At 58.9% G+C, this 15047-nt stretch carries 15 protein-coding genes; 9 read left to right on the forward strand and 6 right to left on the reverse strand.

The features are described 5' to 3' along the window. Positions 1–10: 10 nt before the first annotated feature. A complete protein-coding gene (locus BS300_RS21415) occupies positions 11–2056 on the reverse strand; it encodes a hypothetical protein (RefSeq protein WP_204378238.1) in 2046 nt (681 codons plus the stop codon). Continuing rightward, complete coding sequence (gene dcm, locus BS300_RS04900) at positions 2053–3276, reverse strand: DNA (cytosine-5-)-methyltransferase (RefSeq protein WP_071911147.1); 1224 nt, start codon at positions 3274–3276, stop codon at positions 2053–2055. The genes BS300_RS21415 and dcm overlap by 4 nt, the downstream gene beginning before the upstream one ends. 111 nt (positions 3277–3387) lie before the next feature. Here dcm and vsr point away from each other — a divergent pair, with 111 nt between their 5' ends. The 4 genes from vsr to rluF all read left to right on the forward strand — a co-directional run bounded on the left by vsr (position 3388) and on the right by rluF (position 6567). After that, positions 3388–3882, forward strand: a complete 495-nt coding sequence (vsr, locus tag BS300_RS04905) for a DNA mismatch endonuclease Vsr (RefSeq protein WP_071911364.1) — start codon at positions 3388–3390, stop codon at positions 3880–3882. A gap of 153 nt (positions 3883–4035) precedes the next feature. After that, the gene (locus BS300_RS04910) at positions 4036–4503 is read left to right on the forward strand and encodes a hypothetical protein (protein WP_071911149.1); all 468 of its coding nucleotides are present in this window, start codon (positions 4036–4038) and stop codon (positions 4501–4503) included. A 226-nt stretch (positions 4504–4729) separates the two neighbouring features. Beyond that, positions 4730–5098, forward strand: coding sequence for a VOC family protein (locus BS300_RS04915; protein WP_071911151.1), 369 nt, complete (start codon positions 4730–4732; stop codon positions 5096–5098). Positions 5099–5532: 434 nt separating this feature from the next. Beyond that, positions 5533–6567: a 23S rRNA pseudouridine(2604) synthase RluF gene (gene rluF, locus BS300_RS04920; protein ID WP_071911153.1), complete on the forward strand. Its 1035-nt coding sequence runs from the start codon at positions 5533–5535 to the stop codon at positions 6565–6567. Between the two features lie 81 nt (positions 6568–6648). On the opposite strand, the gene BS300_RS04925 is transcribed toward rluF, so the two are convergent. Beyond that, a complete protein-coding gene (locus tag BS300_RS04925) occupies positions 6649–7911 on the reverse strand; it encodes an MFS transporter (RefSeq protein WP_071911155.1) in 1263 nt (420 codons plus the stop codon). 176 nt (positions 7912–8087) lie between these two features. Here BS300_RS04925 and BS300_RS04930 point away from each other — a divergent pair, with 176 nt between their 5' ends. Next, positions 8088–8930 carry a LysR substrate-binding domain-containing protein gene (locus BS300_RS04930; protein ID WP_041208542.1) on the forward strand — a complete coding sequence of 281 codons (843 nt, stop codon included), beginning with the start codon at positions 8088–8090 and terminating at the stop codon, positions 8928–8930. A 75-nt stretch (positions 8931–9005) separates the two neighbouring features. Here BS300_RS04930 and rsmS read toward each other — a convergent pair whose 3' ends face one another. Together rsmS and BS300_RS04940 are read right to left on the reverse strand one after the other, a co-directional pair. Next, the gene (rsmS, locus tag BS300_RS04935) at positions 9006–9161 is read right to left on the reverse strand and encodes a pleiotropic regulatory protein RsmS (RefSeq protein WP_071911157.1); all 156 of its coding nucleotides are present in this window, start codon (positions 9159–9161) and stop codon (positions 9006–9008) included. Between the two features lie 94 nt (positions 9162–9255). After that, complete coding sequence (locus tag BS300_RS04940) at positions 9256–9723, reverse strand: acyl-CoA thioesterase (protein ID WP_041208541.1); 468 nt, start codon at positions 9721–9723, stop codon at positions 9256–9258. A 148-nt stretch (positions 9724–9871) separates the two neighbouring features. Here BS300_RS04940 and BS300_RS04945 point away from each other — a divergent pair, with 148 nt between their 5' ends. Then, positions 9872–10510, forward strand: a complete 639-nt coding sequence (locus tag BS300_RS04945) for a tellurite resistance TerB family protein (RefSeq protein WP_041208540.1) — start codon at positions 9872–9874, stop codon at positions 10508–10510. A 70-nt stretch (positions 10511–10580) separates the two neighbouring features. Here the strand turns inward: BS300_RS04945 and BS300_RS04950 are convergent, their stop codons facing one another. Next, a complete protein-coding gene (locus BS300_RS04950; RefSeq protein WP_071911159.1) occupies positions 10581–11999 on the reverse strand; it encodes a PLP-dependent aminotransferase family protein in 1419 nt (472 codons plus the stop codon). Positions 12000–12121: 122 nt separating this feature from the next. Here BS300_RS04950 and BS300_RS04955 point away from each other — a divergent pair, with 122 nt between their 5' ends. The 3 genes from BS300_RS04955 to cydX are packed head-to-tail and all read left to right on the forward strand — an operon-like array spanning position 12122 to position 14959. Then, positions 12122–13693 carry a cytochrome ubiquinol oxidase subunit I gene (locus BS300_RS04955; protein ID WP_071911161.1) on the forward strand — a complete coding sequence of 524 codons (1572 nt, stop codon included), beginning with the start codon at positions 12122–12124 and terminating at the stop codon, positions 13691–13693. Beyond that, on the forward strand, positions 13693–14832 hold the full coding sequence (gene cydB, locus BS300_RS04960) for a cytochrome d ubiquinol oxidase subunit II (protein WP_071911163.1): 1140 nt from the start codon (positions 13693–13695) through the stop codon (positions 14830–14832). Before BS300_RS04955 ends, cydB begins: the two co-directional genes overlap by 1 nt. A 16-nt stretch (positions 14833–14848) precedes the next feature. After that, entirely contained in the window at positions 14849–14959 is a 111-nt protein-coding gene (cydX, locus tag BS300_RS04965; RefSeq protein ID WP_043849476.1) for a cytochrome bd-I oxidase subunit CydX, read from the forward strand. The last annotated feature ends 88 nt before the right edge of the window (positions 14960–15047 follow it).

The following is a 15047-nucleotide window of genomic DNA, read 5'->3' on the forward strand; positions in this document are numbered from 1 at the left end:
CACAACCCCCTTACGGCCAGAAGCTGGTAAAGCACTGCCGTGCTAACCGCTCTTTCATCCAGGCGAGTTTCTTCTTGCTGCGGCAGGGGACGAGCGGCGGTTCTGCGGGGGCGGAATCTTCACCGGCGGCAGCCACCTTGCAGTTAAACAGGTCAGGGCGTGTCCCCTCCCAGTGCTCGGTAAATTGTTCTGCCAACACCTTTTCCAGGTCAGTCAGCAGGTCGCCATCAGCCGTCTGATGGCTGCGCAACTTGTCGCTATCCCCCTCAATGCGCGGCAAGACCTTGCACATCATAAAGTCATCCCAGATGGCGACCAGTTCTGCGGTATTGGCGGGGCGATGGGCCAGCAGGGCCAGCATCAGCTCGTTCAGGGCGCGATAGGCCAGTTCGAACGGGCTCAGTTGCAGCACCTCGTTGACTGCCTTCAGGAAGGCGACGCTCTCTTTACTGTATTTTTCCAGTGCGGAGACTTCAGTAATGGCGCGCCCCTCTGACCAGGTCGGATAACCCAGCCGTTTTGGCTGCAATGCCGGTGCAAAGTAGGCATCGAAATCGTTGGGGAAGAACTCGTTAAAGTCGAAGGTGAGGGCCCTGTCGATCACCTTGCGGGAAAAGCCGTGGGTGGTTTCGTCCATATTGACGGTACCGGCCACCATCAGGTTGAAGGGGATAGCGATACCGTGCTGGCAGAAGCTGGCCCAGATCTGCTGATGCAGTGAAACATCGAGGTCCAGTCCCAGTTTTTCCGCAAGTTCGGTACGCGCGTTCTGATCCAGTTGCTGGCTAAGCGTATCTGCTTTGAGCAGGGGATCGCACTGGTAGACATAGCTGTAGTCCACCCCTTCTTTGTCGTTAAATGCAGTCAGTTCGGGTGAGGTATACCAGTGGCGGGTCTCCAGTACCGAGAGATAGTCGGCGAAATATTGTTCAACCGGAGCCAGGTTCATCTCGTCTAGGCAGAGCCAGAAGGGGGGAATATGGTCCAGTTGTTCCTGGCTCAGACCAATCTTGCCATCGGCTCTGACTTTGCCAATACGCTCGTAAATATGAATCCAGGCTTGGGTAATAAAATGCAGCACCGGCGTTGATACATACTCCTTTTTACCACTGATCCTGGAGATATAGCCCAGCAGGTCAGAGGGTTCGTGCCAGTCAGGTCGTACAGGTACCAGGCAGTAATTTTTCTGGCCTGGATAGTCCTTGACCTGCTCACGAATAAAACGGGTTTTTCCTGTGCCAGAAATACCGGCAAAAAGTAAAAATGGTTTATGACAGGAGATGGGTTTATTTATGAAGTACTGATTGAGAAATAATTCGTATTTTTTCACTCCCGAGGAGTACATCCCATTTCCCGCAGTGTTTAAATCTTTCCAAAGATCGCTTTTAAGTAAGGTGTTTATTAGTTTTTCACAAATGCCAACATCTGAAACCGAATAAAATCTGGGGAGTGATTCATCAATAGATGACACTACTTCATCAGCTTTAACAATACTCTGCTCCGAGTATTTTTTTATAGTGCTAGTGCTAAGGTTTTGTTTCGCAAGCCAGTTTTCGAAAAGCACTTTTAGTTGAGGGGTAGAAGAAGAGGGCGATTTTTTATTTTCATATTCTTTGAATCCCGATGCGACTTTTTCTAATGCCGACTTTAAATATGAGTCAACAAAAAAAGTGTTTGATTCAACGCCGACGTACTCTTCATCTAATAGATAGGCTATGAATTTAGATATTACTTTTGTTATTGCTTTCGTTTGGCTGCGACCTATAGAACTGATGCTTTTCAACTCATCGATATCTGAAGCTTTTCCATAAATTGCGCGATATGATTTTTCTTCGTATATATTTAAACTGTTTTTTTTGCTTGGGACAGAGCCCCAAGCATTTTCAATCTGATTGTAGTTTTCCAACATGAATTGAAGAAATGCAATCAGCGTCTCAGGTTTTATGGTAAAGCATTCATCTTTCTCATTATTGAAGCTGATGACAAAGGATTCTTGACATTGAACCCTTTGCTTATCATAACGCATTGATTTTTTGCAAAAATCTTCAAAGCTCATATGATGGCCTCTACTATATTTTCAGCAATCTTCCTGATAACGGGTACCGCGACTGAATTACCAAATTGCTTGTAGGCTGGAGTTTTTGCTGTAGGAATAACAAAATTTTCAGGATATCCCTGTAATCTTGCACATTCTCTGGGTGTCAATAGTCTCGGGTTTTTACCTTCCTGAGGAATTAGGCATTCTTTACCATCTTTACCATATCTTGCGACCAGTGTGTTTGATGGCTTATCCAGATTTGCTGTAAAGGCTGTAAAGCCTGTTCCTCTATCAAGGTTTCTCTCTGTTCTTTTTATATGTCCTTGCCAGAGAGCATCAGAAATAGTGAATCTTGCGTCTGGAGTCGGCTCCAGAATAGACCTGAGTGGTAGAGGTTGACCGTCAAATTCAGGGAATTTGAAGTCGATATTCAGATCATTGCGAGTGCATACCATGTAGCAACGTACTCTACGTTGTGGTACTAGCGATGATGAATCGATTAGTTCATATTTGAATGTATAACCGATTTCCTCTACGGACCTTTTGATTACATCAAAGGTTCGACCTTTATCATGTCTGGTAATATTTCTAACATTCTCCAGAAAGAGAACTTTAGGTTTTTTTACTGATGCAATACGCATCACATCAAAGAAAAGAGTGCCTTGAGTTTCACATTTGAAACCATGTTCTTTGCCGACAGCATTTCTAGCTGATACACCTGCACCACTGAACGGTTGGCAGGGGAAACCTGCAGCAAGAATATCATGTGAAGGGACTAGTGTATTCAAATGCTTGTCACTAATATTATCATTTGTGAAAGCTGTGATATCACCAAATGGCAGTTCGCCATAATTATTGAGATATGTTTGCTGTGCAGATTTATCCCATTCACTGCTAAATGTACAAACTCCCCCCAGGCTTTGCAGGGCTGTTCTAAAACCACCAATACCAGCAAACAAATCTATAAAAGTAAAAACGTTTTTATCTGATGGTGGACTTACCACAAGAGAATGCAGAGTTGTTTTCAGCTCGGACGGGCTCGCAATCAAATCATGCTTGGTGAGTTCCGAGATGATGATTTCTTTGTTGATTTTTGCTGATTGGCATGCCAGTTCAGTGTCAGATGCAATGGCGTGCAGCCATTGATGAATTAATGCTCGTGGGTCACTTCCTGTGGGGGTATGTTCATGTGCCAGGGCGCTTAATGCATCTTCATATTTTTTCAAGAAGGTTTTCACAGAGATAACTCACTTATTTCTTAGCCATTTGTAGGCATAATCATCAATAGTCAGTGATTGAACTGGTTTTTTATACAGTATTTAATGCGACATCACAAGCGAGGCGACATTGTGACAGATATCGTGAAGCCCCAAAAGCGTAGCGAGATGATGGCCGGTATTCGTAACCGGGATACCCGTCCCGAGAAGCGGGTGCGTGCCATGTTGCATCATGCCGGGTTTCGCTATCGCTTGCACAATACCGCCTTGCCGGGCACGCCGGATCTCTGGCTGGCTCGCTACCGTGCGGTGATCGAGGTGAATGGTTGTTTCTGGCATGGTCATGATTGTCATCTCTTCAAGCTGCCATCGAGCAGAACCGACTTCTGGCAAGCCAAGATCGCCAGCAATCGTGCGCGAGATGCCCGTCATCTGGCCGAGCTGGACCAACTGGGTATCCGCCGTCTGATCATCTGGGAGTGTGCCCTGAAAGGGCGTCTGCGCCATGATCCGGAACGACTGCTTCTGGTTATCAGCTGGTGGCTGACCAGTGGCATCAGTCATGGCGAGATTGCCGGTGGCCGTGAATTGCAGATCGCCATGGATCATTCCCGTCCATGTAACTGACCGGATAGCACTCTCGGGCCAGCTTCCACCGCGTGTGAAAAGTAATTATTTTTTGTTGCCAAATCAGTAAGCTGTTGTCGCCTGTTACTCGTTTGAAAATCGCCCTGGTTTTCGGTAAGAGAGCGCGGCAGTAACAACCACAGGGAGGTGGTGATGGATCCGGTTTCCTATCTTTTTTCGGCTTATCTCAATCTGGTTCAGCAGCAGATTTCAGATATCTATGGCACCGAGCTTAAAACGGTTGCGGTGCAGTATGAGGGGGAATCAGTACCCTTCTCGTTTCAGCTCTGGCAGATCCAGCAGCAGAGTATCTGTCGCCCCTACGAGCAGGATGTTCGTCGCTTTAGCCAGTGCACGGTCAAGGCTTCGGCTCTGTTTCACAAGCTGTGCGATGACCTGACCCGGCAGGATGACAGCAGTTGGCAACTGCCCAAATATCGCGGCATGTATTGTTCGGCCGCCGTCAGCTACAGGCCGATGATTGCCGAGATTGGGAATGCCAAACAGAGTCCGGCCAAGCTGGCAGAGCGGGCCTGCAATCAGGCGATTCTGGCAGCGATGGATAGCGAAGATGAAACCCTGCTGGCCCAGCGGGACAAGGCATGTGCCGCAGTGCGCTGATGGAGATTTATCGCGCCCGCCAAGTCGTCGGAGCATCTTTGCGCGCCATACCACAGTCGCGGGTGGTTTGGCCCGGTATGATGGAGGGGCTAGCGGGGCGTTCCTGTATCTGTGATGTCTATCGCAAACGAGCGGGGATGCAGTTGGCAAGGCGGACAGCCGGGTTGGCTGGCTGCATGTTTATCACCACCGGCCGTGTTGCCGGCATCAGCACCAGGAGGGAATCATGATCAGCCATATCGACCATCTGGTATTGACGGTAAGTGATATCGAGCGCGCCGTAGCGTTTTACAGCTCGGTACTCAATATGGAGGCCATCACCTTCGGTGCGGGGCGCCGGGCGGTGGGGTTTGGCAACCAGAAGATCAATCTGCAACTGCTCGGGCAGGAGCCACGTAACCGGGCGCAGGTGGGATCGGGGGATGTCTGCCTTATCACCCGCTGGCCACTGGAACAGGTGATGACTCAGCTGGCCTGCCACGGGGTGGAGATTGTCGAGGGGCCGGTGACCAAAAGCGGGGCTTGCGGGGCCATCGAGTCCATCTACTTCCTCGACCCGGATCAGAACCTGATCGAGATAAGTCGCTACCCCTGACTCCGCCGCGACAGAGGGGAGTTGGGTTGGCGTATCAACCGCTGGCCCCGGCCGCTGGTCGGGGCGCATCTTTTCCTCGTTTGCCTCTTCCGGTACTCCCCTGTCTCGCCACTGCTGGCTCTTTTATTGGCCATGAAATCGGGCAAACCCCGTTTGCCCCATAACCCCTGATGCGGGGCCTTGCGCTGTGAGCTGGCCCGCAATTGTGTCGCCGGTGCGCTGGAGTTGGCGATAATCCGGCGTGCTGTGGCGGGCGATGTGGTAATGTGTCGCACTTTTTTGCCGGATGGGCCGGCATTGGCCTCGTTGAAATTGGAGCCGTATGCAAAAAATCGACGTAGTGGAGAGGGTGATGCCGCAGATCATGTGTCCGGCATGGCCGACGCACGCAACCGTACAACAGGATGGGGTTCAGCCCCTCTGGCAGGTGACTCATGCTGGCTAACGAATCCATGCGCCTGAACAAATACATCAGCGAGAGCGGCATCTGCTCGCGCCGCGAGGCCGACCGCTTTATCGAGCAGGGCCACGTCTTTATCAACGGCAAGCGGGCCGGGATTGGCGATCAGGTGCAGGTTGGCGATCTGGTCAAGGTGAACGGTCAGGTGATCGAGCCGCGCGAGGCGGACAGTCTGGTGCTGATCGCCCTCAACAAGCCGGTGGGCATCGTCAGTACCACAGAGGCGGGCGAGAAGGACAACATCGTCGATTTCGTCAACCACAGCACCCGGGTCTTCCCCATCGGGCGTCTCGACAAGGATTCGCAGGGGCTGATTTTCCTCACCAACCACGGCGATCTGGTCAACAAGATCCTGCGGGCGGGCAACGATCACGAGAAAGAGTATCTGGTGACCGTCGACAAGCCGGTGACCGACGAGTTTGTGCGCGGCATGGCGGCCGGGGTGCCGATCCTCGGTACCGTCACCAAGAAGTGCAAGGTGAAGAAAGAGGCACCGTTTGTCTTTCGCATCACCCTGGTGCAGGGGCTGAATCGCCAGATCCGCCGCATGTGCGAGCACTTCGGTTTTGAAGTGACCAAGCTGGAGCGTATCCGCATCATGAACGTCAGCCTCAAGGGGCTGCCGGTGGGCGAGTGGCGCGATCTCACCGACGATGAGCTGATCGATCTGTTCAAGCTAATTGAGGACTCCTCCTCCGAGGTGAAACCGGCCAAAGGCGACAAACCGAAGGCGGCCAAGGCTCCTGCGGTGCAAACCGCCAAGCCGGGGCAGGGCAAGAAGCCGCGCCGCGATGACGATCACGAGATTGGCGGGCGTCCCAATGTGCCGGGCCCGGAAGCCTTCGAGAAGAAGCTGCCGGTGGGCAAGGGTGGCGCGGGAAAAGGTGCTGCCAACAAGGGCGGCGCTGGCAAGGGCAGTGCAGGCAAAGGGGCACCCGGCAAGGGTGGCAAACCGGCCGCAGGCAAGCCGCGCACTGCTAACAGCGGACGGCAGAAGAAGGGGCGCTGAGTTCCCCCCTGAGTGGCGTCAGCCTATCTTGTCATTCCCAATACGGTTATCCCCAACACTGTTATCTCCAACACACCGGCCTCAGGCCGGTGTGTTGCTTTGGGCCGCAGCGCTGGCCGGGTGGGGCGCCGAAAGGGTTGGCTCGCTGGCGGTCGGTAACCCCATGACGCGAGGGTAGTGGCGCGGGTCGAGGCGCAGCACCAGCAGGCTCATCAGCAGCAAGGCCCCCAGTTGCCACTGCCAGGCGGCGGCGAAGTCACCGAACAGGTGATAGAGGCTAGCCGCCACCCAGGGGCCGGTGGCCGCCAGCATAAAGCCGAAGCCCTGCATCAGGGCGCTCAGGGTGCCGGCGCGGCGCGGGTCGGGCAGGTGATCGAGCGCAATCACCATGATCAGCGAAAAGCTGCCGCCAAGACCGGCGCCGCACAGCATGCACCAGAGAATGGGGGCACTGGCTGGCGCCAGCCAGAGGCCGCCAAATCCCGCCAGCTGCATGGCGATGGCAAGCCCCATCCATGGCCGCCGATCCAGACTGCGCGCCGCCAGCAGCGGCAAGCCGAGGCCGCTGGCGGTCTGCGCCAGTGCCAGCCAGGCGACCAGCTCGCCTGCCTGCGCCGCGTTCCGCCCCTGCGCCATATAGGCGGGGGCCAGCCAGGCCACTACGATGCCGTAGCCACTGTTGATGATGCCAAAGCAGACGATCAGCAACCAGCTGCGGGGCAGGGTGATCAGCCGCTGCTCGCCGTGGGGAATCGCGACTGCCGTGGTGCTTGGCAGACGCACTTTCCACCCTAGCCAAACGAGGGCCAGCAGCAGCGGCAGGCTCCAGAGTGCCAGCGCCTGCGACCAGTCGAGGCTGGCCGCCAACCGTGGCGTGAGGCTGGCGCCGAGCGCGCCGCCCCCCATCATGCAGGCTGAGAAGATCCCCATCACTTGCGGCACCTTGCGGGCAAAGTGCTGCTTGATAAGGGCGGGCAGCACCCCCTGCACCAGCGCCGAACCCAGGCCGCAGAGCGCGGCTGTGGTGATCAGCAGGGTTCCGCTCTGGGCATCAAAACGCAGGGCACTACCCGCCGCGAGCAGCAGCAGGGCCAGCCCCAGCAGGGTGGTAGCGCTGGCAAGGCTGCGCAGGCGCGGGGTGAGCAGCACGCCGACCCCGATCAGCCACAGCGGCAGCAGGGTGAGCCAGGCCAGGGTATCCATCCCGAGCGACAGGGCGCGGCCAATCTCGCCGCTCAGCGGGCCGATGGCGGTAAGAAAAGGGCGCAGGTTAAGGCCAGTCAGGATCACCAGCACCAGCAGGGCGGTCTGGCCTGCGGGTTGAGCCGCATTTTGTTGATTCATCGGGTGCTGTTTCCGGTTCTGGGAGAGACAGGGGGCATTCGGGACACAGATTCATCGGAGATGAACATGGCTGATCACCGTCAAAGGAGGCAAAAACGCCAGCCTAGCGGCGAAACAAGCCATTTGGAAATTAAATGATAAAATGATTTTCAGTGGTTTTATAAATGGAGAAACCCATGCTGGATCCCCTGTTACTGCGCAGTTTTGTCGCCATTATCGACACCGGCAGCTTCACCCGGGCCGGTGAACGGGTCCATCTGACCCAATCCACCATCAGCCAGCAGATGCGCAGGCTCGAACAGCAGATCGGTTGCCCGCTGCTGGACCGCTCCGGTCGGCAGGTGGTGGCGACGGCCGAGGGGGAGCAGCTGCTGGGGCTGGCCCGCCGCATTCTGGCGCTGCTGGCGCAGGCCGAGGAGCAGGTGAGCGAGGGGAGCATATCTCTCAGCCTCGGAGTGCCGGAGGATTTCGCCGCCGGTGCCATCACCCCGGTGCTGGCCGCCTTTGCCCGCGACTACCCCGAGGTGCGGCTGGAGGTGGAGAGCGGCCTGAGCCACCACATCTGGCAGCGCTTTGCGGCGGGGGAACTGGATCTGGCGCTGGTCAAACAGGTGCGCGGCCAGGGCTCGCCGCTCGCCAGCTGGCGTGAGCCGCTGGTGTGGGTCGATAGTCGCGACTGGCCAGCCAAGGGGCGTGATCCGCTGCCGCTGGTCGCCTTCCCGAGTGAAGGCCTCTATCGCCAGCAGATGACCGAGGCGCTCGATGGTCTGGGGCGGCGCTGGCGTATCGCCTATGTCAGCGCCAGTCTCGCCAGTTTGCAGGGGGCGGTGAGCGCAGGCATTGGCGTGAGTTTGTTGCCCAAGCGGCTGATGCCGGCCGATCAGCTGGCCCTGACCCAGTGGCCCAAGGTGGCATCGGTGGAGCTGGCACTCCATGCGGCAAAGGATGGGGGCGAGCCGCTCAGCCGCCTGAGTTCGGCCCTGATCGCCCTGTGCGACGAGGTGATGGGGCCGCAGTGAGTGGCTCTGTGGGGAAAACTTCTGTGGGGAAAAACTGACGTCGGAAAGATAAGGCGGAAAAAGTGCGGGGAGGGATCAGTGATCCTTCCCCTCCGCCAGCTTGCGCTCGTAGTCATTTGTTACGATGGCCAGCGCCGCCAGTACCAGCTCGGGGGCCAGCTCATTGGTTTCCAGCAGTTCGATAAGGTCCACCGCGAGTTTCACCTCGGGCGGGGCAGTTTCCAGTGACATGGGCAGAGTTCCGGTTGCGGAAAGAGGGGGGATTATACAGGGGCGCCGCCGTTGGCCGAAAGCGCCCGCTCTGTCGGGCTGTGAGGCATGAAGGTCACAGGTGCTGGCGCATCTCCTTGTCGATCTCCTCGCGCAGGGCGATGAGCTTTTTGGCGTACTGCTGTAACTGCAGATCGCTCTCGCTCAGCGGCTGCCACTGGGGTACCGGGGTCGGTTTGCCCTGCTCATCCATCGCCACAAAGATGATGATGCAGTGGGTGGTCTTGTGGCGCTCGGTCTCGGTGGGGTGGCGGCTGTAGACATCCACCGCCAGATGCATGCTGGTGGTGCCGGTGTGGATCACCTGAGCGTGCACCTCGACCAGCTGGCCAATCTGGATGGGGCGCAAAAAGCGGATCCCCCCCACATAGACGGTCACCGCATAGCCGCCGCACCAGCCGGCGGCGCAGGCATAGCCCGCCTGATCGATCCACTTCATCACCATGCCGCCATGCACCTTGCCGCCGAAATTGACGTCGGAGGGTTCGGCCAGAAATTGCAGGGTCAGTTCGCGATTGGGCACAGTCACATCCTTATTGCCTGAAGAGTTTCCCTGAGCTTTGCCCCATCAGCCTGCCCGGTCAAGGGTTCATCCCCGATTCAGGGGGGCGGGGTCACTATCTGGCTCTATTCATCCCGATTTCACTTTTTTGACCCGCAGGAGTGACACCATGAAACAGATGCTGGAACAGTTGCTGGGGGCTGGCAAAGGCTGGCTCAACGAAGGCGGAGACAAGCGCAAGGGGCAGATGCAGGGGGCGCTGGCCGGTGGTGCGCTCGGTCTGCTGCTGGGCAACAAGAAGATGCGCAAATATGGCGGCAAGGCCGCTGCCGTGGGCGGCGCCGCGGCCCTCGGCGGGCTGGCCTACAAGCTCTATCAGGATTGGCAGGCCCAGCAGGCGGCGCCCGCCCAGCCGACCCATCCTGTCAGTACCTTGGAAGGCAATGCGCTGGATGCCCGCTCGGCGCTTTTGGTGCGCGCCATGGTGGCGGCAGCCCGGGCCGATGGCCATATCGATGGCGCCGAGCGCCAGAAAATTCAGGAGTACCTGACCGAACAGGGCCAGAGCGATGCCGCCCGCTGGATTGACGCCGAGCTGGCCCGTCCCCTCGACCCTCACGCACTGGCGCGGGAAGTGACCGATATGGAGCTGGCCACCGAGGTCTATCTTGCCTCCCTGCTTGCCATCGAGGTGGATCACTTTATGGAACGCGGTTATCTCGACGAGCTGGCACGCGCCCTCAAGCTCGATGACAACCTCAAGGGGAGCATCGAGCGGCAGGTGGCCCAGCTTAACGCCCCCGCCTGATACCCCTCACCGCCATGGATTGCCGATAACGCCCCGCTCAAGGGGCGTTGTTGTTTCTGCGCTTTGGTGATCACCTCTCTGTTGCCAACTGCCGGTTTATCAGGCCTGCAAGCTGGTGGAGCGCCTGCTCCAGCTGTTCGCTCCAGGGATGGGAGCTGTTGAGGCGCAGGCAGTGGTTGTGCTGCCCCTGACTGGAGAAGAGGGCGCCGGGGGCGATGGAGAAGCCGCAGTCGAGCGCCATGGCGTGGAGGGCGCGGCTGTCGAGGCGGGGCGGGAACTCCAGCCAGAGAAAGTAGCCGCCATCGGGGGAGGAGATCCGCACATCGCCCGGCAACAGACGCTGCAGCGCGGCCCGCATCTGCTGCTGGCGCTGGGCCAGAGTGTGGCGCAGGCGGCGAAAGTGGGCATCGACCCCGCCCTGGCGCAGCATTTCGGCCAGCGCCAGCTGGCTTGGCACATTGGTGGAGAGGGTGGACATCAGCTGTAGTCGCTGGATCCGCTCGGCATGGGGCCCCGCCACCACCCAGCCGACCCGAAAGCCCGGCGCCAGACACTTGGAGAAGGAGCTGCAGAGCAGGCTGTCACCGCGCTGATCCCAGTGCTTGATGGGCTTGGGGCGCTCGCGGCCGAAGTAGACCTCGGCATAGACGTCATCCTCCACCAGCGGCACCTTGTGGGCGTTGAGCAGTGCCATCAGCCCCCGTTTGTGCGCATCTGGCATGGTGTGGCCCAGCGGGTGCTGCACATTGCCCATCAGCCAGCACGCCTTGATCGGCATCTGGTTGAGGGCGTCTTCCAATAGCGCCAGATCGATGCCCACCCCCGGGATCACCGGGATCTCCACCGCCTTGAGCTTCAGCCGCTCGATGGCCTGCAGGGCGCCATAGAAGGTGGGGGACTCCACCACCACCCAGTCACCGGGCTCGGTCAGCACCTGCAGACTGAGGGAGAGCGCTTCCATGGCGCCGGTGGTGATGATGATCTCCTGCGGGTTGATGGCAACCCCGTCGCTGGCGTAGCGCTGGGCGATGGCGCGGCGCAGCGCCTCGTTGCCGGGGGGCAGGTCGGCCACCGTGCTGAAGGGGTCGAGCTTGCGCATACAGCTGGCCAGCGCCCGCCCGAGTTGGGGATGGGGGAACAGGGTCGGGGCGGCCACCGACATGCCAAGGGGCACCAGTGCCCGCGATTTGCTCGCCTGCAACACCTCGAACACCAGATCGTTGATATCCACCGAGCCGCTGTAGTGGGTCTGGCTCGGGGTGTGGTGCGCCACCTTTGGCGAGGCGGCCTTAACGTAGTAACCGGACTGGGGGCGGGCGAGGATCCGCCCCTGACTCTCCAGCAGTTGATAGGCCTGCAACACCGTCATCGGGCTCAGGTTATGGGTCTTGCAGCTCTGGCGGATGGAGGGGATGCGCTCCCCCGGTTGCCAGATGCCGTCATCGATCTCGCGGCTCAGGCGTTCGGCCAGTTGTTGGTAAAGAGACATGATCTGGATCAACTGTTATAGGTGCTATTCACTATAACTGCATCTGTTATAGGTGTCATGACCCGTGGTGTACTTGTCCTGCATGAAACGTGCAAGGCAAATACAACAAAAGAGAGTGACGCATGATCAATCCGGATGACGTGGTCAGCCTGTCGCGCCTGCAATTTGGCGCCACGGCCCTGTTCCACTTCCTGTTTGTCCCCCTCACCCTGGGGCTGTCCTGGATCCTGGTGATCGCCGAGTCGGCCTATGTGATGACCGGCAAGGTGATCTATCAGGACATCACCCGCTTCTGGGGCAAACTGTTTGGCATCAACTTCGTCATGGGGGTCACCACGGGGATCACCATGGAGTTTCAGTTCGGCACCAACTGGGCCTATTACTCCCACTACGTGGGGGACATCTTCGGTACCCCGCTGGCCATCGAGGGGCTGATGGCCTTCTTCCTCGAATCGACCCTGGTGGGGCTCTTCTTCTTCGGCTGGGACAAGCTCTCCCGCGGCAAGCACCTGCTGGTGACCATGCTGGTGGCGCTCGGCTCCAACCTCTCGGCGCTCTGGATCCTGATCGGCAATGGCTGGATGCAAAACCCGGTGGGGGCCGAGTTCAACCTGCTGACCCAGCGCATGGAGCTGGTGGATATTGCCGCCGTGCTGCTCAACCCGGTGGCGCAGGTGAAGTTCGTTCACACCGTTGCGGCGGGTTATGTGGCTGCCTCCATGTTTGTGATGGGGGTGAGCAGCTGGTATCTGCTGCGCAAAACCGAGGTGCAGTTCGCCCTGCGCTCTTTTGCCATCGCCTCCGGCTTCGGGCTGGCCGCCATCCTCTCGGTCATCGTGCTCGGGGATGAGTCTGGCTATCGCACCGGTGAGGTGCAGAAAGTGAAGCTCGCCGCCATCGAGGCGGAGTGGCATACCGAGCCGGCGCCAGCGTCATTCACCCTGTTCGGCTTTCCGGATCAGCAGGGGGAGACCACTCACGCCGCCATCAAGATCCCGTATCTGATGGGGATCATCGCCACTCGCTCCCTCGATGAGGCGGTGACCGGTATCAAGGATCTCAAGGTACAGCACGAGGCGCGCATTCGCAGCGGTATGGTGGCGTCCGGTGCGCTCGAACAGATCCGCGCTGGAAACGACTCGGCCGAAAACCGGGCGCTGTTTGCCAAGCACGGCAAGGATCTTGGCTACGGTCTGCTGCTCACCCCCTATGCCAGCAATATTGCCAAGGCGGGGGAGGCGGAGATTGCCAAAGCGGTGGAGGACTCCATCCCGCAGGTGGCGCCGCTCTTCTTCGGTTTTCGCCTGATGGTGGGGCTGGGGGTCGCGATGCTGGGGCTGATGGTGGTGAGCTTTGTCCAGCTCTGCCGCAACCAGCTGCAGAGCTCGCCACGCCTGCTCAAGACCCTGCTCTGGAGCATACCGCTGCCCTGGATTGCCATCGAGGCGGGCTGGTTTGTGGCCGAGTTTGGTCGCCAGCCCTGGACCATCAGCGACGTGCTGCCGGTCTCGGCCTCGGTCTCCCTGCTTACCCCGGGCCAGCTCTGGTTCAGTCTCATCGCCATCTGTTCCATCTACACCCTGTTGCTGGTGGTGGAGCTCTTCCTGCTGCGCCGGGTGATCCGCAAGGGGCCCGCCATTCTCCACACCGGCCGCTACAGCGGTGAACAACCCGAACTTGCGAGGATCGCCTGATGGATTATGCAACCCTGAAACTCATCTGGTGGGCGCTGCTGCTCTTCATGATGGTCGGCTTTATCGTGATGGATGGCTTCGATCTCGGCATCGCCATGCTGCTTCCGGTGGTCTCGCAGGATGACGACGACCGGCGGCTGGTGATCAACAGCGTGGGGCCGGTGTGGGAGGGCAATCAGGTGTGGCTCATCGCCGGTGCCGGCGCCCTGTTCGCCGCCTGGCCGCTGGTCTATGCCGCCGCCTTCTCGGTGCTCTATATCCCCATGGTGGTGCTGCTGCTCGGCCTCTTTCTGCGCCCGGTCGGCTTTGACTACCGCAGCAAGCTGACCGACCCGCTGTGGCGCCGCTGGTGGGATCGGGCGCTGGTGGCCGGCGGTCTGATACCGACCCTGATCCTCGGCGCCGCCATCGGTCTGGTGATGCAGGGCTTGCCGTTTCGCTTCGACACGGCGCTGCGCCTGCACTACGGCGCGTTCGACTTCCACTGGGGCTGGCTGCTCTCGGTGCTGGCCACCGCCATCACCTTGCTGCTGCTGCACGGCGCCAGCTTTTTGCAAGCCAAGGTAACGGGGACGCCCGCGCTGCGCTCACGGGGCATCGCCATCCTGCTGGCACCGCTGGTGACCTTTTTCTACCTGCTTGCCGGCTGGCATCTGGTGGATCTGCAGGGCTATCAGCTGACCGGTCTGGCGGGCCAGCCCTTTGACGGCAACGCCGTGCTAAGCCCGCTGATGAAGGGGGTCACCCCCCATGTCGCCGGCTGGCTGCGCAACTACCACGAGCAGCCGCTGCTCTGGCTGGTGCCGGTGATTGGCGCGCTGGCGCCACTGGCGAGCGGCATCGCCGCCTGGCTGGAGCGCGGACGGCTGGCTCTGGTGGCAAGCGCCGCCGCCTGCATCGCCATGCTTGGCTCGGTGGCCATCTCGCTCTTCCCCTTCGTGCTCCCTTCAACCCTTGATGCCGAGAGCAGCCTGACCCTGTGGGATGGCACCTCCAGCTACAAGACGTTGGCCATCATGTTCGGCATCGTGCTGGTGCTGATGCCGGTCAACCTCGGCTACACCGGCTGGGTCTATCGGGTGGTGCGCGGCAAGCTCGACCGGGCCCGCATCAAGCGCGACGGCCATCAACTCTACTGACCATAAGGAGGACTCCATGTGGTACTTCACCTGGATACTGGGGCTCGGCTTTGCCCTGTTGCTGGGCTTGTGCAATCTGCTCTGGCTGGAAGCGCGCTGGGAAGCGGCTGACCGCGACCAGAGCTGATCTGCGGGGTTGACCCGCATGCCCGGTCGGGCTGCCAGTTGCGCCGCCCGACCACCCTGCCACTTCACTGACAGTCGCGAACTGTCAC

The organism is Aeromonas sp. SCS5 (assembly GCF_001887375.1).
GTDB classification, from domain to species: Bacteria; Pseudomonadota; Gammaproteobacteria; order Enterobacterales; family Aeromonadaceae; genus Aeromonas; species Aeromonas jandaei.